The organism is Leclercia sp. CFBP8987 (assembly GCF_034044995.2).
GTDB lineage: Bacteria > Pseudomonadota > Gammaproteobacteria > Enterobacterales > Enterobacteriaceae > Enterobacter > Enterobacter tamurae.
In genome coordinates this window covers 2,075,351-2,094,344 of sequence record NZ_CM188255.1, presented here as the reverse complement: position 1 = coordinate 2,094,344, position 18,994 = coordinate 2,075,351, and the positions used below count along the sequence as shown (strand labels likewise).

Here is an 18,994-nt window from a genome sequence, read left to right as displayed (position 1 = left end):
AACATCTTAACAGGATGAATAATAAGGTCAAAACAATCGAAGCGACTATGCGCCTTTAGTGAAGTTGTAGATCATGCCACCCGGCTTAAGATGTTTTTGAACCACCTGCAGAGCAGCTTTCTGCATTTCCTCAGCGAGCGCACGTCCCATGGCATCGCCAGAACTGGAGGTGCGTGCTGTTGCCGAACCACCAACATCGACGTTAACGGTAGTATTAATAACCGGCGCTACTCCACCGCCGCCTTGCGCTCTTACGCCTAAACGCCCGGCTGAGTCACGGGTAAGTGGCATGATCGCCTCCGCACCAGCCTCAGCGAAAACCCCACCTTTCGCGAATTTCGATGCACCTTGAAAGGTAAAGTACTGAGGTGAGTCATAAACGCCATTCACATATTTGCTGAGGCCTACGGACTCGTAGACGCCGCCTTTTGCGTTGAACGTGACGCCTGCGGCAGCGTTTGCATACGCTCCGCCTGGTGTAGCGCCACCACCCGAACCACCACTAATCCACCCCATTGCAGCCTGTACTGCGTAGGCAACCATGAGGCGGTTCGTCACGTCCAGGATCATCTTAAGCATCGATTTGCCAAACTCTTTAACCGAAGCTTTGCCGGTCGTCATAAGTTCGGTCAGCATGTCGCTCAGGCCGGTTAGGGTCGAGCTTGCTACGTTCTTCACGGCATCATAGGTATTGGTAGCTGCGTCTAGATATTCATTCCAACCACTGATAGCGCCAGCCTTCCAGTTGCCGCGCAGCTTATCTTCTTCAGCATAATATTTCCGAAGCGCAGCTAACTCTTTCTCATAGCCAGCATCTTCAAGTTTTCCGCCACCATTCAGCCAGCCCTGACGGAGTTGCGCCTCTTCCATCATACGCTGGGTTTGGCGGCCGCTCAGCCCGGCGCTATCTCGCAGAGCATTCGTTTTTTCAGACATCTGTGTGACGTATTTATTTGCCTGCTGCGCCAGACCATTAATCTTCTGCTGGGCCTCAACTTCCTTGTTCTTCTGATCCACCACCTTGGCGGCGTTCAGAATGGCCTCGCGGCTCGACAGTAGAGATTTCTCCTGAGCAGTCAGGGCGCGAGTTTTGGCGGCCTCCTCCAGTTCAGCAAAGTGGGATTGCTGTTTACTGAACTCGGTGTTTTTGGCGTGGGTCTCGCCGGTCTGCCGTAGGGTTTCGAGAGTTTCCGTTAGGGTTCTGGTCTGGGCGCGGTAGTTCTCCAGGGTACGATCGCCCGCATCCAGCGTGGCCTTTGCTTCTCGGGTCTTTTTGGCAGAGTTTTCGGCAAGTTTCGATACCGCATCCCTCGATTCGCGGCTCGAACCACCCTCCCCTTTAACGGTGACCCCTCGCGCTTCGGCTTCATAGCTCGCCTGTGCGTTGGGGGCAGTTACGCGCTTCCAGAGTTCATCGTAGCGTTTTTTGTTCGCCGCGATTTCTTTGTCAGCTTCAGTCCCGGCCTTTTTCATAGCCTCGACATCCATGCCGAGGAACTCAGTTATCGCACCGCCACCAGGTATTTTTTCAGCCCAGCCAGCTAAGGTCCCGGTAAATTTGGCGTCCAATGAGGTGATATTGAGAAAGAGATCCTTTATCGATGCCTTAACCAGATTAAAAATATCCAGTATCTGGTTTCCCCAGGCGCGGACGGTAACCCCAATATCATCAAAGGTGTCAGATGATGTTTTCTTCAGCCATTGCCAGGACTGCCCGATATTGTCGGTCGCCCTGGTAGTCTCTTCTGCTCGTTTTGCCATTACGCCAGCAAACAGGTCAATGGCTTCGGTAACCGCCGCCTGCTCGCCCTTCTGCTTACGCAGCTGGATGATGTGCTTCATCATGGCTTCATCGACAAAGCCGTATTGCTCATTCAGGCTGGCCAGTCCTTTCACTGGATCACTGACAATCTTACCGAAGTCGGACATCGCCGCCTTGGTGTCGTTGCCCGCCTTGCCCATCAGAGTGATGGACGTGGCGATCTGCTTCATCTGGCTGGCGGTATATTTGCCTGTGTCATTCAGCGCAACCAGGATATCGACCGTCGAGCTGACCGAGATGTTCGTCTTGCCCGCCACCTCTTCAGCGGCCTGGTTGAGTTGCTGCATTGAGGCGAAGCCAGCGCCGCCCATCATGATGACAGAGCGCGCTACCTGATCGAACTGTTCAGACGAACTGTACGCGGCTGCAGCCAGTAGGCCGATGATGCCCACCAGACCGCCCAGCGCAATTGTGGTTGGATTAATCATCCCGGCCATGCTGCGGATGTATTCGCCGACGCCGGACAGCGCCCCCTGCACTGAGCCAAACTGGTCTTTTATCTGCCCGCCCTGCTGGAGCAGGATCAGGAACGGAGACTGCCCACCAGCCAGCTGCGTGGCGATGTCGGTGAACTGAGCCGGCAACGTGCGCATGGCCGCGCTGTATTGGCCCACCGAGATCCCCGCACGACGGGCCGCCGCCTCCTGACGAGATAATGCCTCAGGCAGTACGTCGGCGACGCCTGAGAGCCGCTCACGCGTCTGGTTAAGGATGGTGTTGAAGTGCTCAAACTGAGCGCCATTGATGCGCCCTGACTCGAAATGGGCCACCAGCTGCGCGTGCTGCTCATCCAGCGAGTTGAACGCGCGGATTGTCGGGTCGATGGAGCCCAGCAGGTTCTTCAGTGCGGCAGATTGCTTTTCGGCAGCTTGGGTGGCGGCCAGCTCGGCCTGGGCCCGCGCCGCTGCCTCGCCGGTATCGGTCAGCTTCAGCCGGGTATCATCCAGGATCTTGTTATAGGCCTGGTATGTATCGGTATCCAGAAAGCCCTTGGTCTGGAAGTTACGCAGCGCAGCCTGCTGTTCGTCCAGGCGGTTCAGCGCCTTGGTGACCGGGTCGATATTCTCCAGCAGGCCTTTGAGCGCGGTCTGCTGCTCTTTGAGGCCTTCACTGCCCTGCTTCGCAGACTCAGCGCCAGCGCGAAATACGCTGTTAAGGTCATCAGCTTTACCTACGGCACCCGCCGCGGCCTCACCGAGTTTATCCAGTTCATTGCTGGCCGTTTTCAAATCGGATACGTCAGCGCGCAATGTGATCGAGGCGATTTGGTCACTCATCAGGCCGTCTCCTTATGCATCACTTTGAGAGCCTCGCTTTCCATAATTCGAATATCAGCCATGCAGGCCGCCGCATCCTCAACCCCGTGCAACTCAAACACCCAGGGGAGTACGTTGTAATCAAGACCGGTCGCACCGCTCGCACCGACACGCCATTGGGTCGCCAGCGTGGAGAAGACGGTAAAGGCCTCCCATATGGATGGCAGGATCCCCACCTCTTCCTCCACATCTTCAGGCGTTAAACCAAAAGCGGCTAACTCCGCGAGTGTCGGTCCCGGTGTATACATCGCTGCGGCGACCTGCCTTAGTTTTTTTCGCGGATACCCATCAGCTCTTTGGTGTAGGCCAGACCGATGCTGTCGAAAGCGCGCGGATAGTTCTGCAGGAGGACAATCACGTTATCGCGGGTGAACTCGTCCGGCAGCGCCCAGCCTTCGACGATTTCCATCAGATAGTCGGCCTGTGGCTCTACTGCTGCCTTTTTGCCTTCAGCAGCTTTTTGCATCTTCTCGTCCATTGCGCGGAGTTCCTGCAGCGTCTTGTGGCGGAAGGTAAAGGTCAGCTTGCCGTCTTCAGCACCAGCGCGCGGGATGCTGGCGGTAACGGAGAAGGTCGGGTTTGGGATCAGGGAGAATTTGGTCATTTCGGTTCCTTAGAAAAACGAAACCCGCCGGAGCGGGTTAAATAAACGAGCGAGGATTTGTTTCTTAGCGGCCGAACAGCAGGCCACCAGGCTTCATTGCGTTGCGGATAGCATCGTTTGCTATGTCATGAATAGCATGTTGCAGGCTGGCTACAGATGCTGTCTGACCGTTCAGTTCTGCCCTAAGGGATTCAAACAGATCGCTGTTACGCACGGCATCCACCACCGCCTCACGCATTTCGTCTGAGAGACTGAGTTTGGTTGCATCTGCGCTGCTGGCGATGGCGGTACCAGCTTTTTTGATTTCCCAGCCAGTGCTTACCTGCTGCTGGTCACTTTCGCTGACCCGGATCGCCCCGGCAGCAGGCTGTTTATCGCTGTTGTCGGCTTTTACCTGAATGCTGTAACTGCTGTTGACGACTGCGTTATTCAGCTTCGCATTTTGAATGATGCCTGGCTGGAGGAAGGCATCATTAATTAGCAGTGATGAACGGATAGACGAGTTACAGATATCGACACAGATATTGTTCAGATAATCTCCGGCATTTGCTGAGGAAACGCCTTCGATCCAGTCACCCAAACCCCATTCAGGAGAATTGCCGTTTATATCGATTTGACGTAAACGGATCTGCACGCGCTCACCCGCCTTCAGGCCACCAATATGCGTTCCAGTTACCGGCCAGGAGATAAGATCATATTTCAGTCGTCCATCAGAGAACAGACACTGTAATTCCAGCTTATCCCCCTGGGTGCCTTCCTCGGGCCATTTCCATTTAACACTTACGCCCCATAATTCGGGATGAGTCTCAACTGAGAAAATATTCAAACTCTTGGGCATTACATTTTCCTTTTAGGTGCGAGCCTGTCGCATGGCGCCGCCGCACGAAAGAAACGGCATAGCCCAGGCTCGCTACTGAAAGACTTTCGATTTAGTGCGCATGCGACGCGCATAAAAAAGCCCGGCGAACCGGGCCTTGTTGGTTAGCTGACAGTGACGGTGCAAGCAGCCGAGGTGAGGGTCTTTCCTGCGGCATCGGTGACTTCACAGGTGTAAGAGCCAGCATCGCCGGATGCGACTGATGGGATGTTGAACGTCGAGGCGGTTTTGCCAGGGATAGCCGTGCCGCCCTTCTTCCACACATAGGTGTACGGCGCGGAGCCGCCCTGCATCACCACAGCCAGATCCAGCGCAGCGCCAACCGCAAGGGTTTTGGTGGCTGGCAGGTCAGTCAGGAACGCCAGCGGCACAGCGGAGGCGTCGGTGATCGGGTAAATCTGCATGTCCGATTCGAAGTTCATGCGCGCTTCGTTGCTTTCAACGGCGTTGATTTCAGTCTTAGGCACCTTCTGGAATGACACTTTGGCAGAGTAGTAACGATCAGCTTTTCCGCGCGGGTTATGGAACCACACCGCAGTAGTGTCGCTGGATTCGTCCAGGTCACTCAGACGTTTGTAAATTGCCAGCAACGGGTCGTGCGCGAAGGTATAGACCTGAACCACAGCGTTTTTAAACGTCGGGATGGTACGGGCCTTATCATCCTCCAGGAACTGGATGGAGGTAGTCTGCTGGTCACCACCCTCAGTGGACAGCGTCATGACCTGCGGCATTGTGATCCACGAGTCGACTTTGCGCAGAGTCCCCGCGCCAGTACCCGCCGGGAATTTCTTGGTGTCGGTGGTATCGAAGGCTTCCAGTACGATTTTGGTGCCGGTCACCGATTTAACGCGCAGCACCATGTTATCGAGCTTCAGCCAGCCGGAACTGACCTGGACGACATCACCCGCGAGGATCCCTGCAGCCGAGGCAACGGTCAGTTCGCATTCCGTCGCGTTGGAGGCTGCAGTGAAGACAATCGGCGCAAGATAGGCCTTGGCCACGTTCACACGTGACCCGTTAGGGATTGCGAATGCCATTGCATTCTCCTGAATTGAGGTAATAAAAAACCCGCCAGGCGGCGGGTCAGTAATCAGCGCGGTACTGCATGCTGACGGGGGTGGTGTAGGTGATGGAGCCACTACTGCCGTTGGGTGCTGATGTCGGGCGATCCTGTATTGGCGATCGCACCTGCGGTGGACCGTTGATGTACACGGTCAGGTCACCATCCACCAGCGGCAGACCTTCGGGAAAGGCGTCAGCGACAGACTTTGCCAATCCTCGGGCCTGAGCCACGCCACTACCGGCAGGAGCAATAATGTTGAGTTGCAGAATGCCCTGGTACGTACGCAAATGGCCTTCCAGGTCCTGCCCCACGGTTTGTGCCGGCATAACATAAACACGCCCGTAAGGCGCATTATCCGGGGGAGTAAACGCGATGTTCGGCCAGGCTACTGGCAGCCCGAGCGAAGAGCAGATAACCGCGATACGACCTTCCAGCAGGTCAGCGATCCGCATTGACTGGTCACCGGCCATTGCGCACCTCGCTCATTGTCTCACGGAACAGCTGCGCGGCATCCAGCGCGGTGATGCCCACCATGCCACCGGGGGCCTGACCGGAGTGCCCGTTCTCCAGCGCCTGTGCATAGGGCAGGTTATTGGTGAAGAAAATCGAGCTGACCTGTCCTACTCTGAACACCTCGAGCACTGCCAGGCCCCGGGAGTTGGAACCCTGACCGGAAGCATCCGGTGTATCGTTGGATTGGGTCGGCTGGCTATCAAAGCCCACATACCAGTTGTTTTTGAACCGCCCGCCGACATAGCCATCAGGCTTTTTGATGTCCATCGAGTCGTTGACGCGCAGGCCGCGCTTAAGTCGTCCTGATTTGGTCATGTTGGCAGGATCATCTCGCAGGGTAGCGTTATGCTCCCGCACTGCAGTGTTGTACGCCGTCGCAGTCTGGTTGACCTGCCAGATATCCGGTTGGCCCACCGGGGACATTTCGACCAGGCGCCCGAGGATTTTAATACCCGTCCGACGCACTACCTCGTCCATCTCCTGCTTCGAGCTATCCACGAACAACTGAATGGCAGCCAGAAACGGCTGATTAACTGTTCCGGCCATAGTTACGCCCTCAGCTGGATGTTATAGGAGATCAGCACATCGGCAGGCTTAACCGGATTCGGCTGCACCACGCGCCATTTTTTGCCGTCGATTTCGATGCGGTCATCGATGCGCACTTCCGTTTCGAACGTGGCCGCCAGCTTCTTGTCGCCGGTGGCGATCAGGGAGCCGTCGATTTCGCGGGAGGAGTATTCGGTGATAACACCGGTTACGGTCGCGGTAATGGCCGGGGTGGTGACCTCTTTGCCGAACTGGTCACGGATGGTGCCGCCGCCGCGGGTAAGCTGATATGCCTTCCCGTTCTCGGTCAGCAGTCGGGTCGCGGTCGCGCGCATGCGGCGGTAGTCGATTGGCATGTCACCCCCTTTCGATGCGGATCTGATTGCCGCCCACCACTAGCCCACGCAGCGAGGAATAGAACCAGGGGAATGACGGCGAGGCCTTATTGGTTCCCGGCTCGTACTGCACGGTCACCGCGCCCTCTACGCGCTCCATCGTCACCGCCCCGCCACCAGCAACCGAAGGCGTGAGGTCAATCTCCTGCGATTCGATAGCCAGACGGCACTGTGCATCAACCAGGCGCTGCGGGATGCTGTCATCCGGAAGATCAACGCCATCGAAACGCACACCGGTACGCGGCCACGATAGCGGCTGCGATGTGCTGGAGCGCTGGCCGCGCCAGGTCTTCCCTTCCAGAAAGTCCATAGCCTGCATAAGCATCTGGCCGCACTCGCCGTCATCGGCAGGAACGGTGTAACCGCGCCCGGCAGCGAAAGCTCGCAGGTCAGCAACGCTGGCGTAGCTGTTGAAGCCTGGAACGTGGGGATCGGCAACCAGCATGCTTACTCCTCCAGACGCCAGTCCAGCGCCAGCCAGTTATCCACTTCGTCGGGGTGTACCTCAGCGCTCAGCGGACCGCCGGGGAACTCTGGGGTATCGCGAACCATGACAACCAATTCAATGCCTGGCTGGTCCTGCTGCTGGTCCTGCTGCTGGTCCTGCTGCTGGTCCTGCTGCTGGTCCTGCTGAGCAGGAGTTTGTTCAGCGCCGTTCTGCGCTGCGAGCTTTTCAGCCTCACGCTGCGCGCGCTGCTCTTTGGTTAATCCGGCCATTGGGCCTCCTGAAAACAAAGGGGCCTAAGCCCCAGTGGTTAACCCATGATGATGGTGGAATGCTCAGGCTGCACGGCTGCAACGCCCCACGCCACACCAACTTCATAACGCACCTGACGGTACTGGCGATACAGCGCGATCTGGAAGGTGATGCCAGATACCGGGTCGGTCACGTTCATCACATCGTCGGCGGTGTCGCCGCCTTTTGGCATTGCCGGGGTGCGGCACGCCAGCAGGAATGCGTTGCGGTCGAACGCCATGTTTGGCGCAAACTCGCTCAGCACGGTGACGGCTGCCTGGTCTGCCAGATCCTGACGCAGACCCGGCGCACCAATGGTGATGCTGGAAGAAGTGGCGGCAACGACCAGATACTGATTGTCATCACCATCGAATTTCACTGCGGTACCGACTGCAATCCCACCTGTACCCGCAGAGATAGCCACAATGATGTCGCCCTCTTTCTTCGCACCGTTGACCTTGTAGCCAGATGCTGTGCTTTTCGCCGTACGCTTGATGTTGGCCGATTCATGCAGGTTGAAGCCCATCACGCGACCGATGATACCTTCGCGCAGGAGCTGGTCGGTGCCAGCTTCATTCGCCTTGAACAGCACGGACTGCTTACCACGAATAGAGGCCATCGCCTCGCCGCCCAGCACCATGCGCATATCGGTGGTTGGAGAACCGTTATCGACCAGGATCTGGCGGGCCAGCGCCGCATCAGACAGATCGTCTTTGATGCTGAACGGGGTATCCTTCGGCGCGCCCACTGCGCGGGATGATTTGTAGTACAGCGCCGCCAGGTCAGCGTCCATCTCATTGCTCAGCGCACGGAAGGCCTGGGAAAACTGGTCAGCAAGGATGACGTCGTAATTACCTGACGGCCCGATAGCCAGCTGTTCTTCACCGTTCCATTTGACCGGGGCCATTTTGGATTTGGTGATTTTGACATCCACGGTACCGATGTTCTGATCGCCATCGTTCGGGGCGGTCGCTGCAGGGGTGATATCGACGGTGGTGGTTTTTGGTGCCACCGGCGCGGTGACGGTCTGGTCTTTAGCCGCAGCATCAGCTTTCGCGTTGCGCGCCACGGCAGGGATGAAGCCGACCTGCTCGCGGGATACGCGGTTCAGTGCGGTGTAAAGAGTGGGAATTAACCCAGTAAGCGTATTGCTCATATTCTAAATATCCTTTCGATTAATCGACGATGCTGACGCCGTCGCTAAGCGCAGCCTGCTTTCCTGCGCCATCCAGAGCGTCAAACGCACCACGTTTCATGGTTTTTTGCCCGGCCTGATGCTGCGACTGGTGGGAGCCACCGCCGCTGTTGCCGGACGCTTTGAGGATGTAGTCTTTCTGCGGATGCAACTCGACCAGAGATTCCAGCGCTTCATCGAAGCCAGCCAGTTCGCCGGGTTTGGTGCGGGAGAACACTTTATTGCCCTGCACGTCATAAGCCACGACCTTGCCGTCTTCAATTTTGAAGTTCTGGCCGAAGTGGGAACGCACGAACTCAGCCGGGATCGCCATCTTTTCGGAGATGAACTTCGAACCACCGAAGCGGCCGCCGATCATCTCGTCGTAGAGCTGGGTTTCCAGCTGCTTGGTTTTGCCGTTCGCTTCGTCCAGCTGCTGCTGATAAACCTTGGTGATCTCAGCCTTAACCTGGTCAACGGCACCAGCGTCGATCAGTTTCTTCTGGTCGATTTTGGTCATCATCTCCAGGGCTTCGAGTGCCTTGGTCGGGTCGCTGATGCCAGCGAATTTCGCGAGACTGGCTTCCGCCTGCTCCTTCGCTTCACGGTGAGTTTTGGCTTCACCGTTCAGGGAGGTGATTTTGGTCATCGCTGCGGCTGCATCGAACGGGATCTCTTTGCCGTCGTCATGAACGTACACAGGCATGCCGTTTTCAACGACCACATTGCCGTTAGCATCAAGTTTGAGTTTCATTGTTTTGCTCCAGCCTTCCGGCCATTGGTAATAGGTCATCCGACCCGTTCACCGCGTCGCATCCGCTCAGCGGCAGGCATGAAAAAGGCCGCCCGGAGGCAGCCTGATGTTGATGAGGTTTGTGTTACTCAAACGCCGACGCATCCACGCGGCGCAGTTCGTCCAGGGTAAGAAACCCCCCGGCATCATTGAACATCTCCGGCACCGTGATTTTGCCGTCACGTAGCATCATGGCGCGGGTGACGCCCAGCACCTGCTCCTGCCGTGCGTACGGTTGCCGGGTAAGCCAGTCGGCATAGCTGGTATGCGCTGGCACCTGCCCGTCCATCGACGCACGCGTAGCGCTGCTCAGTTCGCCTGAGGCTATCTGCAACTCCTCCCACGATTTCGTGATCAGGATTTCGCCGGAGCGACAGCAGAAGTGGATTTTGCCGGGGCCGCGCAGATACGGCACCACATGGCCCAGCGGCTTGCCGTCGAGGGTGTAGAGTTTGCGGTCGCGGATAATGCACCACTGGCTGGTATGCGTGTCGAGCGTAGACGACCACTGCTTGGCCTTCACGATATCGCTGTTGACCTGGGCAAACTCCTGACGCGCCGTGGCAGCCATGTGATTCACAGCGGTGCGGGTCACCACAGCAAGGTCGCGCCGGGAAGCGTGAATCACCCCATCTTCACGGTTGAGATTCGGCGTGCCAGCGACGCGCCGGACAATCTGCTCTACCGTTTCACCCTGGAGGAAACCGGAGCGCACAGCGTTGGTGATTTTGTCCAGCCGATCGGCTTCAAGCTTCTGGCCCCACTCCTTCAGCAGGCGCCCCTGGAAGGGCTGCGCCACTGCTGCGGCGTATACCTGCTCGGGGGCAATGCTCTGAAGCGGAACGTGAGTGAGGATCTGCTTCGGAATGATGCTGCTGAACAGGTCCAACTGATACCCGGCCTCATACTCAACGTAGCGCGTCAGTTCCCGCGCCAGCGCATCGTTAACCGGCTCATAGGCCTGTTGGTTCAGGTCGCGCACACCCACCAGCAGTGAGGCCAGGCGGCGGGCACTGTAGGTATCGGCACGCTTGCCATCCAGCAGCACCAACAGCTTTGCGGCCAGGTCAGCATCCATTTTGTTCAGCAGCGCTACCATGCGTCGGGCGACGCCCGTACCGTAGCGGTTCACATGCAGACCGTGCGCTATCGTCTCGTCCTGGAGGCGATCGTTAACTGAACGAGCCATATCACACCTCGTCCACTGTCGGTTCGGTCAGCGAGGCTGATTCAGCAAGCAGCTCGCTCAGCACCACATCGGGATCTGCATCAGCGTCAATCAGGTTGAGTTTCTGCAGCGCCTTAATCGCGTCAACACGGCGGAGGTCACCACCCTGGCGCAGCGACTGAATGGCCAGCGCCGCCGGAGGGTTGAACTCTTTCGACTCAACATCCAGTTCAGTGCGTACATCGACGCTGCCGCCGTCTTTCTCGCCGATGTACTCGGCCATGATTTGCAGGATGTTGTCGATCGCGTCTTCCAGGCTGGTTGCCATGGTGTAGAGCGGGGACTGCTCCTGCATCTTCTCTTCTGAGGTCTGGTCAACAGACTTGGTCGAGGTATTGTCGGTGCGCAGCAGCTTTGCGCCCGCCTGGCGCATTTGCTCTACCAGATCCGCCAGCGACTCTTTACCAGCGCCGATAGAGGAACCGGTATGCTCGACGTATTCGAGCCCTTGTTTCTGACGATCGTTAAAGCTTGCCGCAGAGGAAGAGCCAATCACCAGCTCCTGCCCTTCCTCGAGCCCGAATACGGTGAGGATCGGCACCCGGGCGACGTGCAGAATGTTGTCCTGCTCACTCTGGCTCTGCCAGTGCTTAACGTTCAGCAGCGCCATATTGAGTAGCGGCGGTGAGCCGCACATAAAGCCGGTGCGCTTGGTGTAGAGCGTTACCAGGGTAATATCTCGTCGGGAGGTCTGCCACTCTTCATGCAGCGCCCAGTTCACCTGACCATCGGTGCCAGTAGCCTTGCGGTAAATCTGCACTTTTCCGGGTGTCAGGTAGCGAATTTGTTCGACTTTCGTCTGACCGAAGTCGTCACCGTCTTCGACCACAACCTCTTTGATGCGCAACTCGGTGAGCGCAACCTTGCCGCCGGTCATCTTCGACTTCCAGCCGATCACCTGGCGGGGGTTCAGCATCGTTACGTAGGGGCGCGCTCCGGTGGCCTTTTCATCAGCCTTGGTCTTCACCTGCTCGGCATCGACCCGGGGGTAGTCCACCAGCGCATGTGACAGGCCGTACTGCATCGCCAGGCTGAAGAACGCCTGCGCCCAGACATCGAGGCGACTACCTTCAAGATCCACGTTCCTCGCAAATTCGCGCAGCGCATCCGGGACGTTCTCGCCCAACTGGATAGGCTCAGCGAATACGCGGCCAACGTTCTGGTTGATGGTCTCTTCGTAGGCAGGAAGAAGCGTGGCCACAGCCAGGCGCTTTTTGTAATCCTCTTTATCCTCTTTCGGCCAGCGCGGCAGATAAGCCTCACCAAGCTGGCGCATGTATAGCGTGCCGCCCATCAGGGCGTCGTTGATGTCCCACGCCTGCACCATGTTCCCATAGTCCAGATTGGGTGTTGAAATGTCAGTCATGGGGTTAAATCCGTAGGTTGGTAACTTTGCCGACTTTCTTCGGCGGTGAATGCAGTACGGCGTAGCGCGTACCATCCCAGTCATGATCTTCCTGCTGGGTGTCTACATCATCAGGATTCTTACTGTCGCGGACGAGCACCGGAACACGGCTTATCCAGCCCCTGCAGTAGTCGAATACGTAGAATGCAGGTTTCTCAGGGATACCTGACTCCAGCTTTTTACCTTCAATGACTGCTTCCAGCATGTCAGCAAACAGGGCCGCTCCGTTCACGCGCGATCCCGGTTTCTTGTTGGATGGAATCCACTTAACGCCCTGCGATTCCATCTTCTGGGCAATGGAGAGTTCGTCATCGCCGGTGTTGTAGATAGCCCCGTCAGCCGGGCCGGGTAGAACCTTCTTGCAGATGCCGGGCATGATGTTCAGTTGCCCCTGAGTTATCCCGTTGAGTTTTATCTCTTCGGGCTCCGCAAGTTCTTCGCCCACCAGCCGCTTATCCACCCACGCCACGCCCTTAGCGACGTTTGTGGATGACATATTCAGGCCTTTGTTCAGCTCATCCGGAGGGCAGCCGTACCACTCACCAATCAGGATTAGCGACCCGGCAGGCGGACAGAACTGGCGACCATCAGAGAGCTCTGCGGCGGTACCATCGGCACGCGCCCACCAGAGATTGGAGAACGGCTTCGATTCGCCCCAGTCATGGGAGCGATCAACCGTCCAGCTATCAGGAATGCGGAACGGCTTGATGACGTGATGCGAGGCATTCCACAGATGGTCAAAGCGCCCGCCGCTGGTGACATCCCATGAACCTTCTACCCAGGCTTTGCGCCGGTTCGGGTCTTTGATAGCCATCAGGGTCGCAATGTACTGCGGATCCAGATACGGATTCTCCTTGAACGAACCGTGGATAGCCACGCGCGTCAGCGTCACATTCTCTTCACGCTCGGTTTGCGGGTTAAACACCTTTTGCGTTTCGCGAATGATGGTGCCGCGCGGCGCTGGCTCAATGAAGCGTTTCTTCACCCAGGTGTGGCCGATGCCAAACGGGTTCGTGGTGCTGAACGTCTCCAGGGGGATCGGCTTGAGCAACGAGCCATCATCGCGCGGATAGTTTTCTGGCCGGAACGATGAGCGCCGACAGGAGAACATCATCTCGTAGAACTCACCCGACTGCTGCTTTGTCAGTTCGTTAAAGCCGATGAACGGGAACTCCTGGCCGTGATAATCCCAGTAATCGCCCTCTTCTTTCCCGAATCGGAACAGCAATTCTTCGCCAGTTGGCCACACCCAGCGCAGCTCGGATGCTGACGCCAGATAGCGCGCGCCGTCGTTAAACAGGCGATACATACGCTTTGACTGGGTAATGATGTCGGTGAGGTTTTTATACTCAGTATCGAAGATGACACCGCGCCAGAATGAACCATAGCCTAAACCAACCAGGCGACGGAAACGCGCCAGCTGCGCGGCAGTCTTGCCCGGCCCGCGCGTTCCCTCGTAGAGAATTTCGTTACAAGGGCAGCTCAGAGAGAGCGATTGCGATCCCGGCAAGGGTTTCCAGACGGCTTTGTAATTCATCCACCAAGAACCTCGCTCTGCTGCTTCTGTGCTGCCGCTTCCCAGTCGTCTACGTTATCGCAGGACGGGACCGGCATAATGCTGTGGGTAGCCATGACCTTCTGCTCTACCTGCACTTTAAAGGCCTGCACACGCACGTGCTTGCCAAGCAGCTCGAGGTTCTTCACCTTGTCCGGCCACTTAACCTTTTTGAGGATGGTTTCCGCCGTCTCCTCGTCGAAGCTCTGGATGGTGGTACTGATATCCAGCCCGGTGAGCGAAATTCGCCAGGCCTTTGGCCATGAGGTGATCGGCTTAAGGCTGCCATCGTCATTGAGTATGTCCAAAACATCCATCTGGTCGATTTCAACTAAGCGGCGGAGCACATAATCAGCATCAATGCCAAGATCCTCATTGCGCTTCGTTTTGAGTTCGGCGATTCTGTTTTGGATGTCAACTTTTGACAATAACTTAGCGGCGATGCGGTTGGCAGTCTTGACGCTGTACCCCGCCCGAATAGCCGCTTGCGTGGCGTTTAAATCGATGAGGTACTCGCGACAGAACATATCTTGTTTGTCGGTGAGTGCCATTTAAATACCTTTGGGAGATGCTGATGGGCAACGTAAAAATTTACGCTGGCTTGGTTAACGGCGACCTCATGCCAATCATTGAAGACAGAACTTCAGAAGAGATCGTTACCGCTTTCACAGGCGACGATACTGGAGCGCCGCCAACATCTGTGACAATTGAGGTGATTACCAACAGTGGTTCTAAGGTCACAATTTACATACCAAACAGTTCTGCTAATGCAAGTGTTTCGGTTGACGGGAAAAGTGTTTAGCCCTGTATCCATTGCGCTTGGAGCTCCCGTGGCCGTGACATTAAAGTACGTATAAACGAGCAAGATTTTATCGATTCTTCCAAGGCATCGGTTTTGCTCGCTATTTTATGACAACTCCCAGCAATAGTATGAAATAGGGGTCGTATGAACGCATTAAGTTTCAAAGGGTGTAATTTTACCAACAATGGCATAGGCATCTCTGTACCCAAAGGAGCCATAATAAAAGCGGAAGATACTGCATTTATAAACAACGGTACCGCCGTCGAGGTTAGGGATGATATACCGCCGGAGATTTCTGCTCTTTTTGCTGAAGGTGTTAACAAGAAAAAGCTCATTGAGTTGTTAGACACTGTCCGTCGAAGTGATAACCCAAGTCATGACTTTGTGGTACGGCGCATAAAAAAAATGGGTCTCAGCAAATGGATTGCAAATGGAGCAAATGCAGTTACTGTTGGCACTGCTATAGCCCAGATCATTTCAAAATTATCTGGTTGAATTACGATAACTAGGACATTACTTCTGTCTTTAGTAATTACAACTGTATGTGAGATAATAGTAATTAAACTTACATATAGATAAGTGCTGGAGTGTGGCCATAAACTTTAGTTGCTGCACTCCTACCCTTTTCCGATCCTACCGAACTAATTTTATCCCCTACAGGGCTTAACTACGATTTATCCGCTATAGACATTACGATGGGTCTGCCCATGGTGATGGCAATAAAAAAACCGCCCGAAGGCGGTTATATTCAGCAGGTCAGCATATTATCTGTGAATGACAAAAAGTGATTTGCATCTAGGGCAGAGCAAGGCCTGCTCCTGGCGTACTTTTGTTGCTGGGTGATTAGAGTCATGACCGCATATCGGGCAAGTCACTGTTGTTTTGGTCGCCGCTTCAACGCGTTTAAGTGCGTAATCGAAGAATGACATAATTTTTAACCCCTCTAAGAGTGAGGTCTATCATACCACGATTGGCTATTTTTTAACCACAAGCACCCATCACTTTAGCACTTAATCACCGAGTTAATAATCTGCTAACTATTCTCGGATGTTGCATTAGTGAACTTGTTTGACACAACCCACCAGCCTCCGCAGCTGAGCTTTTGAATGACTGCCACTACCTGGAGTGGCCACGCTCATGCCCTTGAGTTCATCACCCCGGTTCGTCTCTGCTCCCCGTTAGCTATAACCAGTGCGTGACTGGCGATCACGCTGCGTCACTGGCACTTCTTTTCTTATTAACCCTTACCAGATGCAAAGCTGACTCTCAACGCGGAGACTCGGGCGCAGGTCATTACCCTGCGATAGCCGCCTTTCGGCTGCTGCGGTCTGGCCGCTTTATCACTTCATTGTTTTCTTCATACAATAAAAAAACCGCCCGAAGGCGGTTTGTGAGGATTTATGCGCTGGGTGCATAGCAACTTATCAAAACAGTTCGGAAATCTTCCAGAGACATACTTTCTATAATTTTCCCTGTTATAGCTATTTTCGTTCTACCCATGACATCCAATCCACCGATGAATCTTACATCGTAAGACACTGCAGTGCTGTTTTTGAGATGATCTATGAGTTTACTAATAAATTCTTCCTTCCCATAAACCGCAAAACAACATTTTCCACAGAGCATACCTTCTAACCTTCCCTCAAGCATTTTACGGCCTCTTAGGAAAAAGGTTTAATGATTGTAGCTGAATGTCAGGTTTTACCTACCATATTTCAGAGGCAATTTTATCCCTAGTCATTTAAGCGGCAATTATCAAGCCCACCCGCAGATGAGCTTTGGAATGGCTTAACAATCAGAGTCAGGACGTGTTACTCCACGACAGGCCCACATGCAGGCTTCTTGCATTTTGGTGCGGGCAATAGACAGGCAGCGCAGTGCGTCATCAATCTCACGTGCCTGCTCAGTGCTCAGCATTGCTGGCCCATTACGGACAGTAAGCAGCTCGCTGCGCTCGGTATCCAGCAGGTTGCAGAAGTGACGACTGACGTCCTTCAGGCGGTTCATACGTTCAATGTCGCCAGGTGTTAACGTGCGGTAGCCCTTAACGGTGCTGCCATCCTGTGGTTTTGCTTCGCTCATCAGGTTTCCTCAGTTAGTAAAAAGCCCCGTTATTGCGTGGCCCGTGATTCTTCAATTTTTCGGATGCTGACCTTGTCGATGTTGCACTGACCCAGCGCCGACAGCAGGCTCACATTCAGATCCAGACTGGCCCCATAGGTCAATGGTTCGGGAATGGCTGGCTGTTGTGTCTCAGCTGTCAGGTTTACCGGAAGCGGCACTACCGGAACCGGTACGTAGACTGTCCGCGAATTGCCGCAGCCGGTCAGCAGCAGCAGAAGGCACAGGCCGATGAGCGCAATCATCATCCGCAACAGCAGTTTTGATGTCAGCCTCGGCTCTCTGTGACTCCAGTACGATCTCGTTCTTTGCATCCTGGTTGGCCTCTGAAATGGCGTTGATGATGTTCACGGCCTGAATTATGTTGGCGGTGACGATATTTGCCGATTCGGCCTGCTGCTCTGCGCTATCAGCCCGGGCATTTTCACGGCTGGCTTTGTCGCTGTAATACCAAGCTGACCAGCAAGCCCCGCCGAACAGGCAGAGGATGAATACTGCGATAGCAATGAGGTAATGCAGTCTCATCAGAACCCCCCTGGTGCAGATGCCTGGACGCTGGGCTTAAGCGGCCCGGCGCCACCGTTGAATAGTTGCGGCTTTTGCTGCCACTCGCAGACCGCACGCTCTGTCTCGCGTCGGGTGACCAAGCCTTTCCATTGCTGGCCAGCAGCATAGGTCCAGCGCTGAAGCTCTTTGCAGGCCCCCGGCACATCACCGGCGTTAAGTTTTCTCAGCAGCGTGGATTTGCTGAAAGCACCAGCGCCAACGTTGTAGGTGAATGAGTAGAGCGCCGCCCTCGTCGTCTCAGGGATACGAACCTTAATAAGCGGATCAATGGCCGCTGCCACCTTGCGCAGGTCTGACTGCAGCAGGGCATCACACTCTTTGTCGGTGTAACGGTGACCGCGGCGAATGTCAGCACCAGTGTGCCCGTCGCATACAGTCCAGACGCCAACGACATCCTGATACGCGTAATACCGTCGCCCTTCCAACCCGTCAGCATTGCCCAGCATCACTGCTGCAATCGTAATAGCCCCCGAACCGCCAGCGATCGCGGCCACCAGCTTATTCCTCAGTGTCAGGTTCATGCCGGCTCCTGTTGCGACGGTTTTCTTCGCGGATCTTGAAGTACAAATTTGTCAGGTACGTAAGAACAGCAACTACTATGCCCACCAGTACGCCGATGGCGTTCCACTGCTCAGGGCTGTATGCGTTAAGAATGCCGTTCAACACGCTCCCCGCAGAGGCGCCATAAGCTGCGCCGGTGGTTATTTTGTCCATTCGATACATGCTCTCACCTCGCGTAATTAGCGGGTGTTGTGAGTTTGAAAGGAATCAGGCCCTAAGGACGATTTGACAAAGAGGTTTACTGAGTATTATTTCTTGAGCCGGAAATGAAAAAGGCTGCTTTTAGCAGCCTTCATAAGAAACCAACAAAGATAAATTACTATTTGCGTACTTTTGTACTTGTATATCCTGTTCGCTGTGTGGTTACGCGGGAAGACGAGTGCGTGTCACCACATTCTACACAAGCAAAGGTATCTGTAATTTTGTAACGTTCTTCAGTCCAAGATTCATGCAGTATGATTTGCTTACCTACGTCAGGGCCATGACCTCCGACTATTCCCATATTCTTGATGTTTTTACGCGGTATCGCGGAAATAAATTCCTTTAATGAATCAACACGTTTAACAGAAAAATTTGTATTGCAGGACTTGCACCGGGAATCAGCAGCCAAAACGTGATAGATGATTTTTTGAGCAGGGACTAACGCAATACCGGTAAATGCTATCAAACTAGAAATACGTAGAAATGAGTCCTTAGGAAGAAAATGTATAGCTATAAAAGCCAAGACACCTGCGGAAAGAGCACCAAAAATCCAAGATTTAATATTTACGGAATTTTGTATTTTTAATTGCGAATTTGAAAGGTTTCGTCCCATACACATCCCTTTAAAAACAACTCAAACTCATCTATCAAGCAAGGTTTCGACAAGGGAATAACCAAACCTGATAGCACCGGAAGTGTTATCGGACAACTATCA

Annotated in this window: 24 protein-coding genes and 1 pseudogene; 2 read left to right on the top strand and 23 right to left on the bottom strand. The window is 54.8% G+C overall.

What is annotated here, in order from left to right; genetic code table 11:
• Positions 1-45: 45 nt before the first annotated feature.
• The 16 genes from SOM40_RS10145 to SOM40_RS10070 all read right to left on the bottom strand — a co-directional run bounded on the left by SOM40_RS10145 (position 46) and on the right by SOM40_RS10070 (position 14,578).
• A complete protein-coding gene (locus SOM40_RS10145) occupies positions 46-3,099 on the bottom strand; it encodes a phage tail tape measure protein (RefSeq protein WP_320456937.1) in 3,054 nt (1,017 codons plus the stop codon).
• A complete protein-coding gene (locus SOM40_RS10140; protein ID WP_103792440.1) occupies positions 3,099-3,386 on the bottom strand; it encodes a DUF1799 domain-containing protein in 288 nt (95 codons plus the stop codon). The genes SOM40_RS10145 and SOM40_RS10140 overlap by 1 nt, the downstream gene beginning before the upstream one ends.
• Before the next feature lie 17 nt (positions 3,387-3,403).
• Positions 3,404-3,742 carry a phage tail assembly chaperone gene (locus tag SOM40_RS10135; RefSeq protein WP_320456938.1) on the bottom strand — a complete coding sequence of 113 codons (339 nt, stop codon included), beginning with the start codon at positions 3,740-3,742 and terminating at the stop codon, positions 3,404-3,406.
• Positions 3,743-3,806: 64 nt separating this feature from the next.
• Entirely contained in the window at positions 3,807-4,580 is a 774-nt protein-coding gene (locus SOM40_RS10130; RefSeq protein WP_320456939.1) for a hypothetical protein, read from the bottom strand.
• A gap of 143 nt (positions 4,581-4,723) precedes the next feature.
• Positions 4,724-5,656, bottom strand: a complete 933-nt coding sequence (locus tag SOM40_RS10125; RefSeq protein ID WP_320456940.1) for a phage tail tube protein — start codon at positions 5,654-5,656, stop codon at positions 4,724-4,726.
• A 46-nt stretch (positions 5,657-5,702) separates the two neighbouring features.
• Complete coding sequence (locus SOM40_RS10120) at positions 5,703-6,134, bottom strand: DUF4128 domain-containing protein (RefSeq protein WP_320456941.1); 432 nt, start codon at positions 6,132-6,134, stop codon at positions 5,703-5,705.
• 7 nt (positions 6,135-6,141) lie between these two features.
• Positions 6,142-6,741 (bottom strand): hypothetical protein, encoded by a 600-nt coding sequence (locus tag SOM40_RS10115; RefSeq protein ID WP_320456942.1) that lies wholly within the window; start codon positions 6,739-6,741, stop codon positions 6,142-6,144.
• Between the two features lie 2 nt (positions 6,742-6,743).
• Positions 6,744-7,097 (bottom strand): hypothetical protein, encoded by a 354-nt coding sequence (locus SOM40_RS10110; protein WP_212478100.1) that lies wholly within the window; start codon positions 7,095-7,097, stop codon positions 6,744-6,746.
• Position 7,098: 1 nt separating this feature from the next.
• Positions 7,099-7,581: a DnaT-like ssDNA-binding protein gene (locus SOM40_RS10105; RefSeq protein WP_212478099.1), complete on the bottom strand. Its 483-nt coding sequence runs from the start codon at positions 7,579-7,581 to the stop codon at positions 7,099-7,101.
• Positions 7,582-7,583: 2 nt separating this feature from the next.
• A complete protein-coding gene (locus SOM40_RS10100) occupies positions 7,584-7,853 on the bottom strand; it encodes a hypothetical protein (protein ID WP_320456943.1) in 270 nt (89 codons plus the stop codon).
• Positions 7,854-7,891: 38 nt separating this feature from the next.
• On the bottom strand, positions 7,892-9,028 hold the full coding sequence (locus SOM40_RS10095) for a major capsid protein (protein WP_320456944.1): 1,137 nt from the start codon (positions 9,026-9,028) through the stop codon (positions 7,892-7,894).
• Between the two features lie 19 nt (positions 9,029-9,047).
• Entirely contained in the window at positions 9,048-9,800 is a 753-nt protein-coding gene (locus SOM40_RS10090; RefSeq protein ID WP_320456945.1) for a DUF6651 domain-containing protein, read from the bottom strand.
• A gap of 124 nt (positions 9,801-9,924) precedes the next feature.
• Positions 9,925-11,028 carry a structural protein gene (locus SOM40_RS10085; protein WP_320456946.1) on the bottom strand — a complete coding sequence of 368 codons (1,104 nt, stop codon included), beginning with the start codon at positions 11,026-11,028 and terminating at the stop codon, positions 9,925-9,927.
• Between the two features lies 1 nt (position 11,029).
• On the bottom strand, positions 11,030-12,433 hold the full coding sequence (locus SOM40_RS10080; RefSeq protein WP_320456947.1) for a DUF4055 domain-containing protein: 1,404 nt from the start codon (positions 12,431-12,433) through the stop codon (positions 11,030-11,032).
• A gap of 4 nt (positions 12,434-12,437) precedes the next feature.
• A complete protein-coding gene (locus SOM40_RS10075) occupies positions 12,438-14,009 on the bottom strand; it encodes a terminase large subunit domain-containing protein (RefSeq protein ID WP_320456948.1) in 1,572 nt (523 codons plus the stop codon).
• Positions 14,006-14,578 carry a terminase small subunit gene (locus SOM40_RS10070; protein WP_320456949.1) on the bottom strand — a complete coding sequence of 191 codons (573 nt, stop codon included), beginning with the start codon at positions 14,576-14,578 and terminating at the stop codon, positions 14,006-14,008. The genes SOM40_RS10075 and SOM40_RS10070 overlap by 4 nt, the downstream gene beginning before the upstream one ends.
• A 23-nt stretch (positions 14,579-14,601) precedes the next feature.
• Here SOM40_RS10070 and SOM40_RS10065 point away from each other — a divergent pair, with 23 nt between their 5' ends.
• Together SOM40_RS10065 and SOM40_RS10060 are read left to right on the top strand one after the other, a co-directional pair.
• Positions 14,602-14,829, top strand: a complete 228-nt coding sequence (locus tag SOM40_RS10065; protein WP_320456950.1) for a hypothetical protein — start codon at positions 14,602-14,604, stop codon at positions 14,827-14,829.
• A 144-nt stretch (positions 14,830-14,973) separates the two neighbouring features.
• Positions 14,974-15,324: a hypothetical protein gene (locus tag SOM40_RS10060; RefSeq protein WP_320456951.1), complete on the top strand. Its 351-nt coding sequence runs from the start codon at positions 14,974-14,976 to the stop codon at positions 15,322-15,324.
• Positions 15,325-15,593: 269 nt separating this feature from the next.
• On the opposite strand, the gene SOM40_RS10055 is transcribed toward SOM40_RS10060, so the two are convergent.
• The 7 genes and pseudogenes from SOM40_RS10055 to SOM40_RS10025 form a co-directional block, all read right to left on the bottom strand.
• Entirely contained in the window at positions 15,594-15,758 is a 165-nt protein-coding gene (locus SOM40_RS10055; RefSeq protein WP_219921357.1) for a YnfU family zinc-binding protein, read from the bottom strand.
• Positions 15,759-16,617: 859 nt separating this feature from the next.
• The gene (locus SOM40_RS10050; RefSeq protein WP_320456952.1) at positions 16,618-16,911 is read right to left on the bottom strand and encodes an Acb2/Tad1 domain-containing protein; all 294 of its coding nucleotides are present in this window, start codon (positions 16,909-16,911) and stop codon (positions 16,618-16,620) included.
• A gap of 29 nt (positions 16,912-16,940) precedes the next feature.
• Positions 16,941-17,264: an Rz1-like lysis system protein LysC gene (lysC, locus tag SOM40_RS10045; protein WP_422655538.1), complete on the bottom strand. Its 324-nt coding sequence runs from the start codon at positions 17,262-17,264 to the stop codon at positions 16,941-16,943.
• Positions 17,203-17,475 (bottom strand): annotated as a pseudogene (locus tag SOM40_RS10040) (DUF2570 family protein); the annotation flags it as partial. The pseudogene SOM40_RS10040 and the gene lysC, both read right to left, overlap by 62 nt.
• The gene (locus tag SOM40_RS10035; protein ID WP_320456954.1) at positions 17,475-18,038 is read right to left on the bottom strand and encodes a lysozyme; all 564 of its coding nucleotides are present in this window, start codon (positions 18,036-18,038) and stop codon (positions 17,475-17,477) included. The gene SOM40_RS10035 and the pseudogene SOM40_RS10040, both read right to left, overlap by 1 nt.
• The gene (locus SOM40_RS10030; protein WP_320456955.1) at positions 18,016-18,240 is read right to left on the bottom strand and encodes a class II holin family protein; all 225 of its coding nucleotides are present in this window, start codon (positions 18,238-18,240) and stop codon (positions 18,016-18,018) included. Before SOM40_RS10030 ends, SOM40_RS10035 begins: the two co-directional genes overlap by 23 nt.
• A gap of 157 nt (positions 18,241-18,397) precedes the next feature.
• The gene (locus tag SOM40_RS10025; RefSeq protein ID WP_320456956.1) at positions 18,398-18,892 is read right to left on the bottom strand and encodes a hypothetical protein; all 495 of its coding nucleotides are present in this window, start codon (positions 18,890-18,892) and stop codon (positions 18,398-18,400) included.
• Positions 18,893-18,994: the final 102 nt, after the last annotated feature.

Coding starts and splice junctions, on each gene's coding strand:
- SOM40_RS10145 (WP_320456937.1), bottom strand. CDS start 3,099: ATGAGTGACCAAATCGCCTCGATCACATTGCGCGCTGACGTATCCGAT.
- SOM40_RS10140 (WP_103792440.1), bottom strand. CDS start 3,386: ATGTATACACCGGGACCGACACTCGCGGAGTTAGCCGCTTTTGGTTTA.
- SOM40_RS10135 (WP_320456938.1), bottom strand. CDS start 3,742: ATGACCAAATTCTCCCTGATCCCAAACCCGACCTTCTCCGTTACCGCC.
- SOM40_RS10130 (WP_320456939.1), bottom strand. CDS start 4,580: ATGCCCAAGAGTTTGAATATTTTCTCAGTTGAGACTCATCCCGAATTA.
- SOM40_RS10125 (WP_320456940.1), bottom strand. CDS start 5,656: ATGGCATTCGCAATCCCTAACGGGTCACGTGTGAACGTGGCCAAGGCC.
- SOM40_RS10120 (WP_320456941.1), bottom strand. CDS start 6,134: ATGCGGATCGCTGACCTGCTGGAAGGTCGTATCGCGGTTATCTGCTCT.
- SOM40_RS10115 (WP_320456942.1), bottom strand. CDS start 6,741: ATGGCCGGAACAGTTAATCAGCCGTTTCTGGCTGCCATTCAGTTGTTC.
- SOM40_RS10110 (WP_212478100.1), bottom strand. CDS start 7,097: ATGCCAATCGACTACCGCCGCATGCGCGCGACCGCGACCCGACTGCTG.
- SOM40_RS10105 (WP_212478099.1), bottom strand. CDS start 7,581: ATGCTGGTTGCCGATCCCCACGTTCCAGGCTTCAACAGCTACGCCAGC.
- SOM40_RS10100 (WP_320456943.1), bottom strand. CDS start 7,853: ATGGCCGGATTAACCAAAGAGCAGCGCGCGCAGCGTGAGGCTGAAAAG.
- SOM40_RS10095 (WP_320456944.1), bottom strand. CDS start 9,028: ATGAGCAATACGCTTACTGGGTTAATTCCCACTCTTTACACCGCACTG.
- SOM40_RS10090 (WP_320456945.1), bottom strand. CDS start 9,800: ATGAAACTCAAACTTGATGCTAACGGCAATGTGGTCGTTGAAAACGGC.
- SOM40_RS10085 (WP_320456946.1), bottom strand. CDS start 11,028: ATGGCTCGTTCAGTTAACGATCGCCTCCAGGACGAGACGATAGCGCAC.
- SOM40_RS10080 (WP_320456947.1), bottom strand. CDS start 12,433: ATGACTGACATTTCAACACCCAATCTGGACTATGGGAACATGGTGCAG.
- SOM40_RS10075 (WP_320456948.1), bottom strand. CDS start 14,009: ATGAATTACAAAGCCGTCTGGAAACCCTTGCCGGGATCGCAATCGCTC.
- SOM40_RS10070 (WP_320456949.1), bottom strand. CDS start 14,578: ATGGCACTCACCGACAAACAAGATATGTTCTGTCGCGAGTACCTCATC.
- SOM40_RS10065 (WP_320456950.1), top strand. CDS start 14,602: ATGGGCAACGTAAAAATTTACGCTGGCTTGGTTAACGGCGACCTCATG.
- SOM40_RS10060 (WP_320456951.1), top strand. CDS start 14,974: ATGAACGCATTAAGTTTCAAAGGGTGTAATTTTACCAACAATGGCATA.
- SOM40_RS10055 (WP_219921357.1), bottom strand. CDS start 15,758: ATGTCATTCTTCGATTACGCACTTAAACGCGTTGAAGCGGCGACCAAA.
- SOM40_RS10050 (WP_320456952.1), bottom strand. CDS start 16,911: ATGAGCGAAGCAAAACCACAGGATGGCAGCACCGTTAAGGGCTACCGC.
- lysC (WP_422655538.1), bottom strand. CDS start 17,264: ATGCAAAGAACGAGATCGTACTGGAGTCACAGAGAGCCGAGGCTGACA.
- SOM40_RS10035 (WP_320456954.1), bottom strand. CDS start 18,038: ATGAACCTGACACTGAGGAATAAGCTGGTGGCCGCGATCGCTGGCGGT.
- SOM40_RS10030 (WP_320456955.1), bottom strand. CDS start 18,240: ATGTATCGAATGGACAAAATAACCACCGGCGCAGCTTATGGCGCCTCT.
- SOM40_RS10025 (WP_320456956.1), bottom strand. CDS start 18,892: ATGGGACGAAACCTTTCAAATTCGCAATTAAAAATACAAAATTCCGTA.